This is a genomic window from Serratia plymuthica NBRC 102599 (assembly GCF_001590925.1).
Taxonomy (GTDB): Bacteria; Pseudomonadota; Gammaproteobacteria; order Enterobacterales; family Enterobacteriaceae; genus Serratia; species Serratia plymuthica.
The window spans coordinates 51,428-66,536 of the sequence record NZ_BCTU01000002.1 but is presented as its reverse complement, the minus strand read 5'-3'; the positions used below and the strand labels follow the sequence as shown (position 1 = coordinate 66,536).

20 protein-coding genes and 1 pseudogene are annotated in these 15,109 nt (G+C 55.3%); 8 read left to right on the top strand and 13 right to left on the bottom strand.

Features of this window, described 5'->3' with window-relative positions; genetic code table 11:
- The first annotated feature begins 112 nt into the window (after positions 1-112).
- A complete protein-coding gene (locus SPL01S_RS02020; RefSeq protein ID WP_063197303.1) occupies positions 113-463 on the top strand; it encodes a DUF596 domain-containing protein in 351 nt (116 codons plus the stop codon).
- 76 nt (positions 464-539) lie between these two features.
- On the opposite strand, the gene speG is transcribed toward SPL01S_RS02020, so the two are convergent.
- On the bottom strand, positions 540-1,091 hold the full coding sequence (gene speG, locus SPL01S_RS02015; protein WP_004951898.1) for a spermidine N1-acetyltransferase: 552 nt from the start codon (positions 1,089-1,091) through the stop codon (positions 540-542).
- Positions 1,092-1,237: 146 nt separating this feature from the next.
- Between speG and relB the strand changes: the two genes are divergently transcribed.
- Both relB and SPL01S_RS02005 read left to right on the top strand, forming a co-directional pair.
- Entirely contained in the window at positions 1,238-1,432 is a 195-nt protein-coding gene (gene relB / locus SPL01S_RS02010) for a type II toxin-antitoxin system RelB family antitoxin (protein WP_013814083.1), read from the top strand.
- Between the two features lie 3 nt (positions 1,433-1,435).
- Positions 1,436-1,705, top strand: coding sequence for a type II toxin-antitoxin system RelE/ParE family toxin (locus SPL01S_RS02005; RefSeq protein ID WP_006316908.1), 270 nt, complete (start codon positions 1,436-1,438; stop codon positions 1,703-1,705).
- A gap of 53 nt (positions 1,706-1,758) precedes the next feature.
- On the opposite strand, the gene purN is transcribed toward SPL01S_RS02005, so the two are convergent.
- Both purN and purM read right to left on the bottom strand, forming a co-directional pair.
- Entirely contained in the window at positions 1,759-2,397 is a 639-nt protein-coding gene (purN, locus tag SPL01S_RS02000; protein WP_037433480.1) for a phosphoribosylglycinamide formyltransferase, read from the bottom strand.
- Entirely contained in the window at positions 2,397-3,434 is a 1,038-nt protein-coding gene (purM, locus tag SPL01S_RS01995) for a phosphoribosylformylglycinamidine cyclo-ligase (RefSeq protein WP_006316901.1), read from the bottom strand. Before purM ends, purN begins: the two co-directional genes overlap by 1 nt.
- Positions 3,435-3,689: 255 nt before the next feature.
- Here purM and upp point away from each other — a divergent pair, with 255 nt between their 5' ends.
- Both upp and uraA read left to right on the top strand, forming a co-directional pair.
- On the top strand, positions 3,690-4,316 hold the full coding sequence (gene upp, locus SPL01S_RS01990) for a uracil phosphoribosyltransferase (protein WP_006327216.1): 627 nt from the start codon (positions 3,690-3,692) through the stop codon (positions 4,314-4,316).
- 200 nt (positions 4,317-4,516) lie between these two features.
- Positions 4,517-5,806, top strand: a complete 1,290-nt coding sequence (uraA, locus tag SPL01S_RS01985; RefSeq protein ID WP_063197301.1) for a uracil permease — start codon at positions 4,517-4,519, stop codon at positions 5,804-5,806.
- Positions 5,807-5,855: 49 nt separating this feature from the next.
- Here uraA and SPL01S_RS01980 read toward each other — a convergent pair whose 3' ends face one another.
- Together SPL01S_RS01980 and SPL01S_RS01975 are read right to left on the bottom strand one after the other, a co-directional pair.
- Positions 5,856-6,104 carry a GlsB/YeaQ/YmgE family stress response membrane protein gene (locus tag SPL01S_RS01980; RefSeq protein ID WP_004951888.1) on the bottom strand — a complete coding sequence of 83 codons (249 nt, stop codon included), beginning with the start codon at positions 6,102-6,104 and terminating at the stop codon, positions 5,856-5,858.
- 38 nt (positions 6,105-6,142) lie between these two features.
- Entirely contained in the window at positions 6,143-6,658 is a 516-nt protein-coding gene (locus tag SPL01S_RS01975; RefSeq protein WP_006327215.1) for a hypothetical protein, read from the bottom strand.
- Positions 6,659-6,887: 229 nt separating this feature from the next.
- Here SPL01S_RS01975 and hda point away from each other — a divergent pair, with 229 nt between their 5' ends.
- The gene (hda, locus tag SPL01S_RS01970) at positions 6,888-7,589 is read left to right on the top strand and encodes a DnaA inactivator Hda (RefSeq protein ID WP_013814077.1); all 702 of its coding nucleotides are present in this window, start codon (positions 6,888-6,890) and stop codon (positions 7,587-7,589) included.
- A 27-nt stretch (positions 7,590-7,616) separates the two neighbouring features.
- On the opposite strand, the gene SPL01S_RS01965 is transcribed toward hda, so the two are convergent.
- From SPL01S_RS01965 to SPL01S_RS01950, 5 genes are all read right to left on the bottom strand, one after another.
- Positions 7,617-8,156 carry a helix-turn-helix transcriptional regulator gene (locus SPL01S_RS01965; RefSeq protein ID WP_006327214.1) on the bottom strand — a complete coding sequence of 180 codons (540 nt, stop codon included), beginning with the start codon at positions 8,154-8,156 and terminating at the stop codon, positions 7,617-7,619.
- A gap of 12 nt (positions 8,157-8,168) precedes the next feature.
- Positions 8,169-8,399, bottom strand: a complete 231-nt coding sequence (locus tag SPL01S_RS25615) for a hypothetical protein (RefSeq protein WP_073972010.1) — start codon at positions 8,397-8,399, stop codon at positions 8,169-8,171.
- Between the two features lie 200 nt (positions 8,400-8,599).
- Positions 8,600-8,953, bottom strand: coding sequence for an arsenate reductase (glutaredoxin) (arsC, locus tag SPL01S_RS01960; protein ID WP_062868238.1), 354 nt, complete (start codon positions 8,951-8,953; stop codon positions 8,600-8,602).
- A 20-nt stretch (positions 8,954-8,973) separates the two neighbouring features.
- Positions 8,974-10,443, bottom strand: a complete 1,470-nt coding sequence (bepA, locus tag SPL01S_RS01955; protein ID WP_062868237.1) for a beta-barrel assembly-enhancing protease — start codon at positions 10,441-10,443, stop codon at positions 8,974-8,976.
- Between the two features lie 29 nt (positions 10,444-10,472).
- Positions 10,473-10,661: a hypothetical protein gene (locus tag SPL01S_RS01950; RefSeq protein WP_063197299.1), complete on the bottom strand. Its 189-nt coding sequence runs from the start codon at positions 10,659-10,661 to the stop codon at positions 10,473-10,475.
- Between the two features lie 233 nt (positions 10,662-10,894).
- Here SPL01S_RS01950 and SPL01S_RS25780 point away from each other — a divergent pair.
- A pseudogene (locus SPL01S_RS25780) lies at positions 10,895-11,101 on the top strand (Rrf2 family transcriptional regulator); the annotation flags it as partial.
- 22 nt (positions 11,102-11,123) lie between these two features.
- Here SPL01S_RS25780 and SPL01S_RS01945 read toward each other — a convergent pair.
- Complete coding sequence (locus SPL01S_RS01945) at positions 11,124-11,330, bottom strand: DUF2767 family protein (RefSeq protein WP_006316883.1); 207 nt, start codon at positions 11,328-11,330, stop codon at positions 11,124-11,126.
- 30 nt (positions 11,331-11,360) lie between these two features.
- Positions 11,361-11,816, bottom strand: a complete 456-nt coding sequence (locus tag SPL01S_RS01940; protein ID WP_004951866.1) for an Lrp/AsnC family transcriptional regulator — start codon at positions 11,814-11,816, stop codon at positions 11,361-11,363.
- Positions 11,817-12,024: 208 nt separating this feature from the next.
- On the opposite strand from SPL01S_RS01940, the gene SPL01S_RS01935 reads away from it, so the two are divergent.
- Positions 12,025-12,642 carry a LysE family translocator gene (locus SPL01S_RS01935; RefSeq protein WP_063197297.1) on the top strand — a complete coding sequence of 206 codons (618 nt, stop codon included), beginning with the start codon at positions 12,025-12,027 and terminating at the stop codon, positions 12,640-12,642.
- A gap of 64 nt (positions 12,643-12,706) precedes the next feature.
- Here SPL01S_RS01935 and SPL01S_RS01930 read toward each other — a convergent pair whose 3' ends face one another.
- Positions 12,707-14,995, bottom strand: coding sequence for an FdhF/YdeP family oxidoreductase (locus SPL01S_RS01930; RefSeq protein ID WP_063197295.1), 2,289 nt, complete (start codon positions 14,993-14,995; stop codon positions 12,707-12,709).
- Positions 14,996-15,109 lie beyond the last annotated feature (114 nt).

Below are 15,109 nucleotides of genomic sequence, written 5' to 3'. Positions count from 1 at the left end.
CTGTTGGCCAATATCGGCAGCCAGATTAATGCCGAAGGGGCGAAGCTGATTGGCGATAACGGCGAAGTATTGGGAAGTGAAGAACAGAAATTAAATTTCGATGAGGCCACCCATGCTATATAGCGATGAAGAATACGAGTTGTTCAGTCAAGAGTTGGATGGCTCATCTATTGGAACCATATGGTCAGCGATGATACCTGAAAACTTTAATGGAAAAATATCATATGATGAAAAGAAAGGATATTTTTTAGAGTTACTTCAGCGTCTCATGCAAGATGGTAAAATTAAACTGGGCAAACACGATAGATTCTTGGACGGCTCTATTGATAAACAGATCGATATGTATAGAAAAGCGATGCCTTCATGTGAGCAAGAAATGTATTTTGGACTGTGGTTCACATTTGAAGAATGCCCAGGAGGGGCTGTCTGGATCCATGATGATGGATATCAAGACTGGACTTGATTTGCTTTGTCATATTAACAACCCGTAAGGGCCATCAAGTACGCTATAAAAACCCGCTTTCGCGGGTTTTTCACTTTTACTTCACCAGCGGCTTATCGCCAGGCGTTTTGAACTTCGCCAGGTACTGCGGCTGGAAGATGCACATGCGCAGCACGGTGCGGTATTCGCCGTTAACGAAGAATTCGTCAATCAGTTCGCCTTCCACTTCGAAGCCCAGCTTGCTGTAGATGTGGATCGCCTTCGGGTTTTCTTTGTCGACGATCAGATACAGCTTGTACAGGTTCAGCACCGAGAAGCCGTAATCCATCGCCAGTTTGGCGGCGGTACTGGCGTAGCCTTTGCCCTGATGGGCCGGATCTATGATGATCTGGAATTCTGCGCGGCGGTGGATGTGGTCGATCTCCACCAGTTCCACCAGCCCGACCTTGGCACCTTCGTGGGCGATGATAAAACGCCGTTCGCTCTGATCGTGGATGTGTTTGTCGTAGAGATCGGAAAGCTCGACAAAGGCTTCGTAAGGTTCTTCAAACCAATAGCGCATCACGCTGGCGTTGTTGTCCATCTGATGGACGAACGCCAGATCATCCCGTTCCAATGGACGTAGCCTGACGCTGGTAGTGCTGGACATGTGTGTTCCTCTATGTCGTGGGTAAGTACCAATGATAATACTGGACAATATATTATGGTAAGAATGCCGGTTTGAGTCGCGTATTTTTTGGTAACCAAAGCCGCTATACTGCCTGAAATATAAACACCTCAGAGAGGCCAAACTTTATGGTGATCAAAACCTCCCTCTCCACCCAGCCCACAGCTGAGGTAGCCGAACAAGGCGAAAGTTACGATCGTTGGTTCCGGGCCAAGATTGAAGCAGCCATTAACAGCGAAAAGCCAAGAATTCCGCACGAGCAGGTCATGAACGAGATGCAAATTCGTTTAGCGGCGAAGAAAAAGATACGCAAAATGGAATGATTGATGCGGATAGAATGGAGTCGTGAAGCTCAGGAAGAGCTATGGAACATTATTGATTATATTGATGATAGAAACCCGCAGGCGGCGCTCATTTTACAGCGCGAGATCGAAACGGCGGTGCATTCGCTGTCGCTGAATCCCTTTATGTACCGGTTGGGCAGAGTAGATAACACTCGTGAGATTGTCGTCCATCCCAACTACCTGATTGTTTATAGAATCATCGGACATATAGAAGTTCTTGGCGTGATTCACGCTAAACGAGAATATCCCTGAAGAACAAACCCCGGCTAAAAGCCAGGGTTTGAGGAGTGAATCAAGATAGGCGATCAGTCCGCTGCATGCCCCTGTTCCGGCAGGCGTTCGCCGTCCAGCCAGGCGGCGTTATCACGCATCGCCAGCCGGCCTTCGGCAAACCAGTTCACCACCAGCGGGTAAATGGTGTGTTCCTGGGTTTGCACCCGTTCAACCACCTCGTCTTCCTCGTCGCCGGGGAAAATCGGTACCTTGGCTTGCAGGATCACCGGGCCGCCGTCGAGCTGTTCGGTCACGAAGTGCACCGAGGTGCCGTGTTCGCTGTCACCGTTGTCGATGGCCTGGCGGTGAGTATGCAGCCCAGGGTATTTCGGCAGCAGGGAAGGGTGGATATTCAGCATGCGGCCTGCATAGCGCTGCACGAACTGCGGGCTGAGAATGCGCATATAGCCGGCCAGCACCACCAGATCCGGTTGGTACCGGTCGATGGCGTCCGCCAGCGCAGCGTCAAACGCCACGCGGTCGGCAAAGGCCTTGGCATCCAGCGCATGGGCGGCAATGCCTGCCGCTTCTGCGCGTTGCAGGCCGTAAGCCTGCGCCTTGTTGCTGAACACCGCCACAATGTCGGCGGCAATCCGGCCCTGCTGGCAGGCGTCAATCAGTGCCTGGAGATTGCTCCCCTGGCCGGAGACCAACACCACGATCTTTTTCATCAGTTGATGACCACTTGTTGTTCGTCAGAAGATGCGGTCAGTTTACCGATCTTCCACGCTTTTTCACCGGCTGCGGTCAACAATGCGATGGCTTGTTCAACGGATTCTTCCGGCAGCGCGATGACCATGCCCACGCCACAGTTAAAGGTGCGGTACATTTCGTGGCGGCTGACGTTACCGGCCTGCTGCAGCCAGCTGAATACCGCCGGCCACTGCCAGCTTGATTCGTCGATCACTGCCTGCATGCCTTCCGGCAGCACGCGCGGGATATTTTCCCAGAAGCCGCCGCCGGTCAGGTGAGCGATGGCGTGCACGTCGATTTTCTCGATCAGTTCCAGTACCGATTTTACGTAAATCTTGGTCGGCTCCAGCAGGTGGTCAGCCAGCGGTTTGCCTTCCAGGTCGGTGGTGGTTGGATCGGTATTGCTGACTTCCAGGATTTTGCGCACCAGCGAGTAGCCGTTGGAGTGCGGGCCGGAAGCGCCCAGCGCGATCAGTGCGTCACCGGACTGCACTTTGCTGCCGTCGATGATTTCGGATTTCTCGACCACGCCGACGCAAAAGCCGGCCACATCGTAATCTTCGCCGTGGTACATACCCGGCATTTCGGCGGTTTCACCGCCCACCAGGGCACAGCCGGACTGCTTGCAGCCTTCGGCGATGCCGGTGATGACGCTGGCCGCGGTGTCCACGTCCAGTTTGCCGGTGGCAAAGTAATCCAGGAAGAACAGCGGCTCAGCGCCCTGTACCACCAGGTCGTTCACACACATTGCGACCAGATCGATGCCGATGGTGTCGTGGCGTTTCAGGTCCATCGCCAGACGCAGCTTGGTGCCTACGCCGTCGGTACCGGAAACCAGGATCGGCTCGCGGTATTTCTGCGGCAACGCACACAGGGCGCCAAAACCGCCCAGACCACCCATCACTTCCGGGCGGCGGGTCTGTTTAACTACACCTTTGATGCGGTCTACCAATGCATTGCCAGCATCGATATCGACACCTGCGTCTTTATAGCTGAGAGAGGTTTTGTCGGTCACTGCGCGATCCCCACGACGGTTTGCGGTTTGAATACGGTGCATCCGGCGTTGATACCGGAATAAGGCGCGGCAATTCTAACAGCGCAGGCAAACGTTTGCGAGTGGCTTGTGAACCAGCTCCGTTTTTTCGTCATCTATACTGTTATTCGAACTTTAGTTGATCCCGATCGGGCTATTGTGGGTGGCGCGGCCGGTAAAAGGAGTTATAATCCCGCGATTTTTTTGGCCGTCAACCACCTTAATAGGAGAAAAATGATGAAGATCGTTGAGGTGAAACACCCGCTGGTGAAACACAAGCTTGGTCTGATGCGTGAACATGACATCAGCACCAAACGCTTCCGTGAGCTGGCCTCTGAAGTGGGTAGTTTGCTGACCTATGAAGCGACCGCCGATCTGGAGACGGAAAAAGTCACCATCGAAGGCTGGTGTGGGCCGGTTGAAATAGACCAGATTAAAGGGAAAAAAATTACCGTTGTGCCGATCCTGCGTGCAGGTCTGGGCATGATGGAAGGGGTGCTGGAGCACGTCCCGAGCGCGCGTATCAGCGTGGTTGGCGTTTACCGTGACGAAGAAACCCTGGAGCCGGTGCCGTATTTCCAAAAGCTGGTGTCCAATATCGAAGAGCGTTTGGCGCTGGTTGTTGACCCGATGCTGGCTACCGGCGGTTCGATGATCGCCACTATCGATCTGCTGAAGAAAGCCGGCTGCAACAGCATCAAGGTGCTGGTGCTGGTTGCGGCGCCGGAAGGGATCGCCGCGCTGGAGAAAGCGCATCCGGACGTCGAGCTGTACACCGCCTCCATCGACCAATGTCTGAACGAGAAAGGGTACATCGTGCCGGGCCTGGGTGATGCCGGCGACAAGATATTTGGTACCAAGTAAGAAATTTAGCCGACTTAATGAGTCGGCTTTTTTATGCTCTTCGTCTTTCAAGCTACAGCGCAGGAGGCGACTATATTCGATTCGCCCCGAATGACATACCGCGCTCCTGCCACAATCGGGGATGTCTGGCTGTAACCTGAAATCCGTTGAGCATCTGTAACGACTCTTACACAATGATAATGACCCAGAGGAAAGCACACATGACCCGTCGCGTCATTGGCGTCAGCGAACGCCCGCCGCTACTACAGACCATTCCGCTCAGCTTCCAGCATCTTTTCGCCATGTTCGGCGCTACCGTGCTGGTGCCCATCCTGTTCAAGATCAACCCGGCGACGGTGCTGCTGTTCAACGGCGTCGGCACGCTGCTGTATCTGTTTATCTGCAAGGGCAAGATCCCGGCCTATCTCGGTTCCAGTTTTGCGTTTATCTCACCGGTGCTGCTGCTGTTGCCGCTGGGTTATGAGGTGGCGCTGGGCGGTTTCATCATGTGCGGCGTGCTGTTTTGCCTGGTGGCGCTGATCGTCAAAAAAGCCGGTACCGGCTGGCTGGATGTGATATTCCCGCCGGCGGCGATGGGGGCGATTGTTGCCGTTATCGGTCTGGAGCTGGCGGGCGTGGCGGCCAATATGGCGGGCTTGCTGCCGGCCGACGGTGTCAGCGCAGACACCACTACCATCACTATTTCGCTGGTGACGCTGGGCGTGACCATCCTGGGTTCTGTGCTGTTCCGCGGTTTTCTGGCGATAATCCCGATCCTGATTGGCGTGCTGGTGGGGTATGGGCTGTCGTTCTTTATGGGCGTGGTGGATTTGACGCCAATCCGCGAGGCGCACTGGTTTGCGCTGCCGACCTTCTACACCCCGCGTTTTGAATGGTTCGCCATCTTCACCATTTTGCCGGCGGCGCTGGTGGTGATCGCCGAACATGTTGGGCACCTGGTCGTGACCGCAAATATCGTGAAGAAAGACCTGCTCCGCGATCCGGGCCTGCATCGCTCGATGTTTGCCAACGGCATCTCGACGGTCATCTCCGGTTTCTTCGGCTCAACGCCGAACACCACCTACGGCGAGAATATCGGCGTGATGGCCATCACCAAGGTTTACAGTACCTGGGTGATCGGCGGCGCGGCCATTCTGGCGATTCTGCTTTCCTGCGTCGGCAAGCTGGCGGCGGCCATTCAGGCGGTGCCCGTGCCGGTGATGGGCGGCGTTTCACTGCTGCTGTATGGGGTGATCGGGGCTTCCGGCATTCGTGTGCTGATTGAATCCAAAGTGGATTACAACAAGGCGCAGAACCTGATCCTGACTTCGGTGATCCTGATTATCGGCGTTAGCGGCGCCAAGGTGCATATCGGTGCGGCGGAGTTGAAGGGCATGGCGCTGGCGACTATCGTCGGTATCGGCCTCAGCCTGCTGTTCAAGGTCATCAGCCTGTACCGCAAGGAAGAAGAGGTGATCGACGCAGCGGATGAATCGGCACCACGGAAGTAAATAAAAACGGGCAGCCAAAGGGCTGCCCGTTTCGTTAATGCGTCATTCGTTAACTGCGGATTTTACGGTAAACGAACAGCACCACGATAGCGCCGATCACCGCCACCACGAAGCTGCCGAAATTGAAACCGTCAACTTTGCCATAACCAAAGAAGGTGCTGATATAGCCACCGACCACGGCGCCGACAATACCCAACACGATAGTCAGAATAAAACCGCCACCGTCTTTGCCTGGCATGATCCACTTGGCTAAAATACCGGCGATGAGGCCGAAGATAATCCAGGAAATAATCCCCATTTACTGCTCCTTACTTTGCTTTTGAGACTCGATTTTTATTACTGCTGCTTGGCCGGCGGGGTGTTTTCTGTCCCTACAGCGTTGGCATCATTTTTTAATTCTTCCGCTTTGTTCTCAGCGCTGTTTTTAATGGCTTCGGTTTTCGCTTTGGCTTCTTCGGTCAGATCCTTGGCGCCACTGATGGCATCGTTTTTAATGGATTTAGCCTGCTCGACCAACTGTTGGCTTTGTTGGGTGGCGTCATTCTTGATGGCGTCGGCTTTGGCCTTGGCATCGTTGGTGATCGCTTCCGCCTGCTTGGACGCGTCGTCTTTAATGGCTGATGCCTTGTCTTTAAGCTGGTCAGCCTGAGTGGACGCCTCTTTTTTGATGTCCTTGGCGGTAGCTTCCGCTTTATCGGTCAGATCGTCCGCTTTTTTCTGTGCGGCGTCTTTCATCTGCTCTGCGCTGTCTTTGGCTTTCTCAAGATTGGCGTCGACTTTGGATGAATCATCACAGCCGGCAACCAACAGCCCAATGATTGAGGCCAAAAGCACTTTATTCCATACTTTCATTGTCTATGTCCTTGTAGAAAACTTGTTTATGGTGACTGCATTTCGCCTTTCTATACTAGGATAATCCTTGGATAAAATACAAATTTCACCCGCAATGGCAATGCGTTGGTTTGTCGCCAGTGGGAGCCGTTGCTCACTATTGCGGCATAAAATCCTGCCGGTTCAACAGAGCCCGCTTTTTGTGATAGACTTACCGCGTTTTCCTGCCAGTTTTGGTTGAGGTGCTTCCCTGAATACGCCGGCACAGCTGTCACTGCCACTTTATCTTCCCGATGATGAAACTTTTGCCAGTTTTTATCCGGGCGAGAACCCATCCCTATTGAGCGCGATCCAGTCCGCCGTTCGTCAGGAACATGGCAGTTATATCTATTTCTGGTCTCGCGAGGGCGGTGGGCGCAGTCACCTGTTGCATGCGGCCTGTGCGGAGCTTTCACAGCGTGGTGAAGCGGTGGGCTATGTCCCGCTGGATAAGCGCGCTTATTTCGTGCCTGAAGTGTTGGATGGCATGGAGCAGTTGGCTCTGGTGTGCATCGACAATATCGAATGCATCGCAGGCGACGAAGAGTGGGAAATGGCGATCTTTAATCTCTACAACCGCATTCTGGAAACCGGCCGCACGCGCCTGTTTATTACCGGCGATCGCCCGCCGCGCCAATTGAACCTCCATCTGCCTGACCTGGCTTCGCGCCTCGACTGGGGGCAAATCTACAAGCTGCAACCGCTGTCGGATGAAGAGAAACTGCAGGCTTTGCAACTGCGCGGTAAACTGCGTGGGTTTGAACTGCCGGAAGACGTAGGCCGTTTCCTGCTGAAACGGTTGGATCGTGAGATGCGCACGTTGTTTACGACGCTGGATCAGCTCGATCGCGCGTCGATCACCGCTCAGCGCAAGCTGACTATCCCATTCGTCAAAGAAATTCTGGGGCTGTAGCCGTAGCCCTACAATGACCTACCGCCGTTATTCTTCCGCGTGTTCCAGTAAGGAAAAATAGCGATCAATCTGATCGCGTTCCTTGCTGGCTCTCAGTTGCAACGCCAGATTGATGTTCTCCAGACAGCGCGCATTATCTGCCAGTTCCTGGCCAATTTTACCTTTGCTCGCCAGCCAGGTTGCTACGCTAGCCCAACGCCATAAGGGCGACGAACCTTTGATTCTTTGGATCGGGGAGGGGAAATCACCGGAACCGCGTGTGCCGTCTTTCAGCATAGCGATGGCTTGCCGCGACATGTCGGTGAGCTCGGCAATATCGCTTAAGCCCACCAGAGAGGAATCGACGGACACTACCTGAGCGGCAATACCGGCGGATTCGATATCTTCGATGGCGCTGAAAATAGCCTTGGCGAAGCTGTCGCTTTCACGATCGAACTCCAGGTAAACGGTCTTGCCATAGAAACAGATTAAGCCGTCATCACACCCGCTGGCATACAATGCATCCTCCAGATTGGCGGTATCTGAGGTGACGCCGGTCAGCGTCAGTGAGAAATGGTAAAGCGCCATAGGGGCCCCCTGTTACTTTTTTCCTGATTGAGCAAGACATTGATCTACCTTGCGCCGTATTTGCATGGCGTGCTGTTCAGGGTTTTTTGGCGTGGACCAGATGCTCATCATGTGTTCTCGATGCTCCGGAAGAGAACATTGTAGGCGGCCAAACGCGTGCCCATTGCTGGAGCGAAAAAACCAACCTTGCAAGATGGCATAGGATAACGCGGCCTGAATATGTTTATTAGGGTGGTTTTTCATCGGCCACCTAAAGCTATGTTGAGGATATTTTAACCGTTGACGGTTGTCAACGCCGTTTGTGAGTTAAAACTGCACGCCGGGAGAATAGCAGGAAGAACCAAAAGGGATGATGAAAAGTATTTATATAACAATCAATTAAAAATAGCCCAGGTAAGGGCTATGATCATAATCTTGGTCAATGGGGGCTACCGGAGCGGCGTTTACAATATCTCCAGCACCTGTTCCGGCGGCCGGCCGATACGCGCTTTGCTGCCTTTGACCACGATAGGGCGTTCGATCAGCTTCGGATGCGCCACCATTGCCGCCAGCAATTGCGCTTCGCTCAGGGTTTCATCCGCCAGCTTCAGTTCTTTGTACAGATCCTCTTTTTTACGCATCAACTCGCGTGCGGAACTGAAACCCAGTTCCTTCAGCAGTTTCTTCAGCTCGTCTGCCGACGGCGGCGTTTCCAGATACAGCACCACTTCAGGCGTTACGCCATGCTGTTCCAGCAGCGCCAGGGTCTCGCGGCTCTTGGAACAGCGCGGGTTGTGGTAAATAGTGACGTTTTTCATTTAATTCATCCTTATGAAAATCAGCCGCGCTGGTACTGGCGGAAACGCTCTTGCAACTGGCGCAGCTGGTCGATGCGCGCATCATAACGCGCCTGTTTCAGGCTGCCGAGTTTTTGCAGCGAACTGGCGTTGCTGAGCAGGCCGATCGCCTGATCGAGGCGGCCGGTTAGCGCCAGGCTTTCGGCGCGGGCGGACAGCTCTTCATCGCGCAGCCCCTGTGCGGCGCTGGCCTGGGCCAGCAGATCCCAGGCGTTGGGATCGTCCGGGTGGGCGAAGGTGTAGCGGTTAAGTATTTTTGACGCCTGCGCCGGCTGGTTGCCTTCCACGTAGGCGTTGGCCAGATTGAGCTGCAGCACCGGATTGTTGCTCTGCGCGGCGTTGGCGGCCTGTAGCCGCGCAATGGCCTGCGGCGCGCGTTTCTGACCGAGATCGATGTCGGTCATCAGATCGAGCAGCCAGACGTTTTTCGGATCTTGCGTCAGCAGCGGCAGCAGGATGTTACGGGCGTCGTCGTATTTTTTCGCTTCATAGAACAGAATGGCGCGGCCGTATTTGGCGGCCATCTGCTCGCGTACGTTGCCTTTGCTGTAGGCGTCGAGCAGTTCTTCATTCAGGCTGTAGCCTTCCGTGCTGTACATGCCCAGCGAACGTACCTTGGCCATCAGGTAATCCTGCGTGGACTGCACCAGGTGCTTGGGCATTTGGTTGGCGCGGTTGCGCGCATCGGACAGGCGGCTGTCGGGCAAGGGGTGTGTCAGCAGCATTTCCGGCGGCTTGGAGGCATAGCGCGATTGGTCGGACAGTTTCTGCAAGAAGTTGGGCATCGCTTCCGGATCGAACCCGGCGCGTTGCAGCACCTGAATGCCGATACGGTCGGCTTCCTGCTCATTCGATTGGGTAAAGCTGATCATGCCCTGCTGGGTGCCGGCCAGCGTGCCGCTCAGCGCCGCCATGCCCATGGTCGGGTTGGCCATCGCCAGCAGGATCGAACCGAGAGCGCCTACCCAGGTCAGCGGGGCATTGCGCTGCTGGTCTTCCATCGCCCGCGCCAGATGGCGCTGGGTAACGTGCGAGATTTCATGCGCCAGCACCGAGGCCAGTTGGCTTTCGTTGTCGGTTTCACGGAACAGGGCGGAGTGCAGCACCACGTTGCCGCCAAAAAAGGCGAAGGCGTTGATTTCGTCGTTGCGCACCAGATAGAAATGGAACGGCGTACGCACCGAATAGGCGCTCGCCACCAGCCGGTTGCCCAACTGGTTGATGTATTGAGTTAGCAGCGGATCGTTGATCAGGGGCGCGCTGGCGCGTAACTGGCGCACATAGAAATCCCCCATCGCCAGCTCCTGGCCGATGCTCAGGGTGCCGCCCGCAGAGGTGCCCATGTCCGGCAGTTGATCCTGGGTTTCCGCCTTGGCCGGCACCATCGCCGTGGCGTTGATCGCGCCGAGCAACAGTACTGCAATCGCTGTTTTGGTCAACCGGGTGGTCATAGTCAGGCCTTTCCCTTAAATAGTCATCTCTAAGACGTCAGCATCACATAAGAGTTCTTCTTCCGTGCCGGGCTCGCCAAAACAATCAGCGCGAAAGTGCGGTGGCTCACAAAACGGCGCATTGCGGCGCCATTTAAACAGATCACATCATAGTCAGCCGCTGGCGACAATGAAACTTCCGTCAGGGAATAACCGGGCAAAAAAGTTTTATTTTTCATTTCTGAACCCCCGCTTTTATCTCGTTCTGCCCGCCGTTCCCTTTTCGATTGATTCAGGGTGTACGATAAAACAAGGATCAGGTTTGTCCGCGTTTTATTGGCAAGATAAACGGAGACTCATAGAGTCTGTGTTATTGAAGGCCACATCATACTGAAGACTCAAAAATGGCGTACATCACAGCCAGCGTTGAATAGGGTATCCACGGTTTGCTCTGTCTGTTCGGCGATAACCAGCGCGTCCGGCGGATGAAATCAGTTTCCTGGAAATCATCGACGCCATTGAAGTGCACAAATCGTTGTTCGACTGCCAGGAAGTACGTGGCCGTTGCGCGGTATTCGACAATTCGCCACCCGACTGGGCGGTTGCCGGTAAATGTGCGATCCATACGGTGATGCTGCAGGCGGAAAAAACCATGCGCGACGCTCTGGCGGAGCAAACGCCGGTTTTTATCCTCGGCACCGTTATCGCTCCAGCCACTCGATCGCCAATTCGCGCGCTTCATCCAGGCCGACATCCCGGCCTTCACGGGTAATCGCCGTTTTGAGCTCATTAATCACGTCCGCTTTTTGCGTTTCACGCTCTTCATTGGCCAATGCCAGGAACGCATCGCCTACCACCGTGCAGATGCCGATGTATAAGGCTTTTGAATCCTCGAAACCACTGCTCATCACTGTTTCCTCTTGGGGGTTGGTTTGAATCTACAACGGCAGAAAAGGCCGGTCTTGCACCACGCTTTTCATGACCAGTGTGGAGGTAAGGCGCTGTACGCCGGGCAGGGCAGAAAGCCGTTCGTCGTAAAGCCGCTGAAAAGCCGGTAGATCGCGGGCGATGACGTGCAGCAGATAGTCGGGGTCGCCGAACAACCGCTGCGCCTGGATAACCTGGGGAATGTCCAGCATGGCATTCTCGAAGGCTTCAACGGCCTGGCGATCCCCTTCCCGCATAGTGACAAACACCAACGCAGAAAAGTTAAAGCCAAGGCAGCCGGGATCGAGGTGCGCGCGGTAGCCCCTGATCACCCCGGATTGCTCCAGGGCGCGTACCCGGCGATGGCAGGGGGAAACGCTGAGCCCGATCCGGTCAGCCAATTCGGTAACGGAAAGACGCCCATCGAACTGGAGTTCAGCAAGGATTTTGCGGTCGATCTTATCCATTTGGAATAATTTCCCTCAATCTGCAATTTATACGCAAATAATTGAAACCACATTCTAACAACTTGGGGATATTCTTTTCAATAATTGAACAATTTTAGACATTCCTGGCTTTTGGAGCCGGAAAGCCGTGTCCTGCGGAGGAAAGTGAAATGATAAAACGGATAAGCCAACGCACCGCGCTTCGGTGGCCGCAAAAGGCGTCGCGCATATGACGCCGGCTATTTTCGCCGCCTTCTGGGCGGTATCCATGCTGTTTGTCATTACGCCGGGGCTGGACTGGGCGTACATCATATCGGCAGGCATACGCGGACGGGTGGTGGTGCCTGCGGTGGCGGGCTTGCTGTTGGGGCATCTGATGGCGATAGCGATCGTGGCGGCCGGCGTGGGTGCGCTGGTGGCGGGCAATCCGCTGGCCCTCACGGCGTTGACCCTGATTGGCGCGGCTTATCTGTTGTGGATCGGTTTTAACATGCTGCTTCATCCCTCCGCGCCCAACGCGGGTGATGGGCAACCGTCCGGCTCCTGGCTGCGTTGGGCCGGTAAAGGGATTTGCATCAGTGGCCTGAACCCCAAGGTTTTTCTGTTGTTTTTGGCGCTGTTGCCGCAGTTCACCGATGCCAATGCTGCCTGGTCGATTCCGATGCAGATCCTTGCGTTGGGTCTGTTGCATCTGGTGAGTTGCGGGCTGGTTTATCTGCTGGTGGGATGGGGGTCGCAGTCCCTGTTGCAGACGCGTCCGCAAGCCGCCCGTATCGTCAGCCGCATTTCCGGCGTTGCCATGCTGTTGATTGCCATAGGTTTGCTCGCCGGGCAGGCGTTCAAATAAAAAGGGGGGAATGCGACTTCCCCCCCTTCAATGCAGACTCGTTAACGACGGGTCTATTACGCCGTTAGCTGGCCGTGGCGTGAGTTACGCGAACCGGCACCGATTTATAAGACGGGGTGCCGCTTTCCTTGTCGATATAATCCAGCGGAACCAGAACGTTCGCCTCAGGGTAATAGGCCCCGACGGAACCTGGAGCGATGTTGTAGGAGATCACCGTGATATTTTCCAGCCGCAGTTTGCGCCCGGCCACCACGGTTTCGATATCCACCAGATCACCATGTTCCAGACCCCGCTTCTCAAGATCGATATCGTGCATGAACAGAACATCGCGACGGCCAAATACGCCTCTATAACGGTCATCCATTGCGTAAATAGTGGTGTTGTACTGGTCATGGCTGCGCAGGGTGATTAGCCGCAGCACGTCGTCGCCCTGAACCTCGGCGTCTTCTTCTACGCCGCTGAACACCGAGAACATGGCTTTGCCGGTTGGCGTCGGCCATATGCGCTCGGTTGGCGGCAGCGGCATGCGGAACCCGCCGGGTTGTGCGATACGCTCATTGTATTTATCGAAACCGGGAATGGTTTTTTCAATCAGATCGCGAATGATGCTGTAATCGGCCACCAGTTCCATCCAGGGGACCTTACTGTCTTGCAAGGTTGCCTTAGCCATACCGGCGACGATCGCCGGTTCTGAAAGCAGGAACGGGGATGCCGGTTTCAGTTTGCCGGAAGAGGCGTGCACCATCGACATGGAATCCTCCACCGTGATCGACTGGCGGCCGCTGTCTTGCATATCCAGTTCGGTACGCCCCAGGCAAGGCAGGATGTAGGTTTCCTTGGCGACCAGCAGGTGTGAGCGGTTCAGCTTGGTGCCGAGATGGACGCTTAAATCCAGCGATTTCATCGCCGGGAAGCACAGATCCGGGTCCGGCAAGGCCACGGCGAAGTTACCGCCAAGGCAGATCAGCGCCCTGGAAGTGCCTTCCACCATGGATTGCATGCTTTTTACCGCATCATGCCCGTGCTCTTTTGGGGCGACAAAGCCGAACACGTTTTCCAGATTGGCCAGGAACTCTGGCGAAGGCTTTTCAGTGATACCGACGGTGCGGTTGCCCTGAACGTTGGAGTGGCCGCGCAGCGGGCAGATCCCGGCACCGGGCTTGCCGATATTGCCGCGCATTAGCAGCAGATCGGCAATCAAACGTACGTTTGCCGTTCCTTTGTTGTGCTGGGTAATGCCCATGCCGTAAGTAATGATCGTGGCTTTGGATTTCGCATAGGCCAGCGCAACCTGCTCCAGATCTTCCTGAGTCAGGCCGCTCTCCGCTTCAATGTCTTTCCACGGGGTGGCGGCCAAATCCGTGGCGAATTGCTCGAAACCCTGGGTGTGGTCGGCAATGAAATCACGATCGATAACGTTGCTGCCCGCGCCCTGCGCGGCGTCATATTCCAACAGCGCCTTGGCGATCCCTTTCAATGCGGCGGCGTCGCCGCCGGCTTTAACCTGATAGTAGGTTGAAGCGATATTGGTGGAGCTGTAGGTCGCCATCTCGATAACGTTTTGCGGATCGGCAAAGCGCTCGAGCGCGCGTTCACGCAGCGGGTTGAAGACGATAATCGGTATCTGACGCCGCGCCAGTTCGTGCAGGGTTCCCATCATGCGCGGGTGGTTGGTGCCCGGGTTGTGGCCAATGGAAATCACCAGTTCGGTATTGTCGAAGTCATCCAATGATACCGTGCCCTTACCGATACCAATGGATTGCGGCAGGCCAACGCTGGTCGGTTCGTGACACATGTTGGAGCAATCCGGGAAGTTGTTGGTTCCGAATTCACGGGCAAACAGTTGGAACAGGTAGGCGGCTTCATTGGAAGCGCGGCCAGAGGTGTAGAACTCAACCTGATCCGGCGACTGCATGCCGCGCAAGACTTCGCCGATGCGCTTGAAGGCATCCTCCCATTCGACCGGGCGCAGCGTATCGCTGGCGCTGTCGTAAACCAGCGGGTGCGTCAGACGACCGTAGCCTTCCAGCTCAAAATCCGTTTTCTCCAGCAGGGAAGTCACGGTGTTGGCCGCCAGAAACTCCGGCGTTACCCGTTTGCTGGTGGCTTCCCAGGTGACCGCCTTGGCGCCGTTTTCGCAGAACTGGAAGGTTGAGTGGTGCTCTTTGTCAGGCCAGGCACATCCGGGGCAGTCGAAGCCGTCCGGTTGGTTGGTGCGCATCAGCGTGACCGGCGCTTCGAAGGTTTCCATTTGTGTTTTCACGGCGATAGCCGTCGCTTTTAAGGCGCCCCAGCCACCTGCCGGCCCATCATAGGGCCGAATTCCGGGAACGGCGCGTTTCTTCTTCATCATATGAACTCCTACCGCCCCTGAGTGGGCGATATCTTATTGAGACAGGTCTATTCGGCGTTCCCCTCGGGAGGCGGGATAACCGACAACTATTATTGCCGCCTGATAATGGCTGCG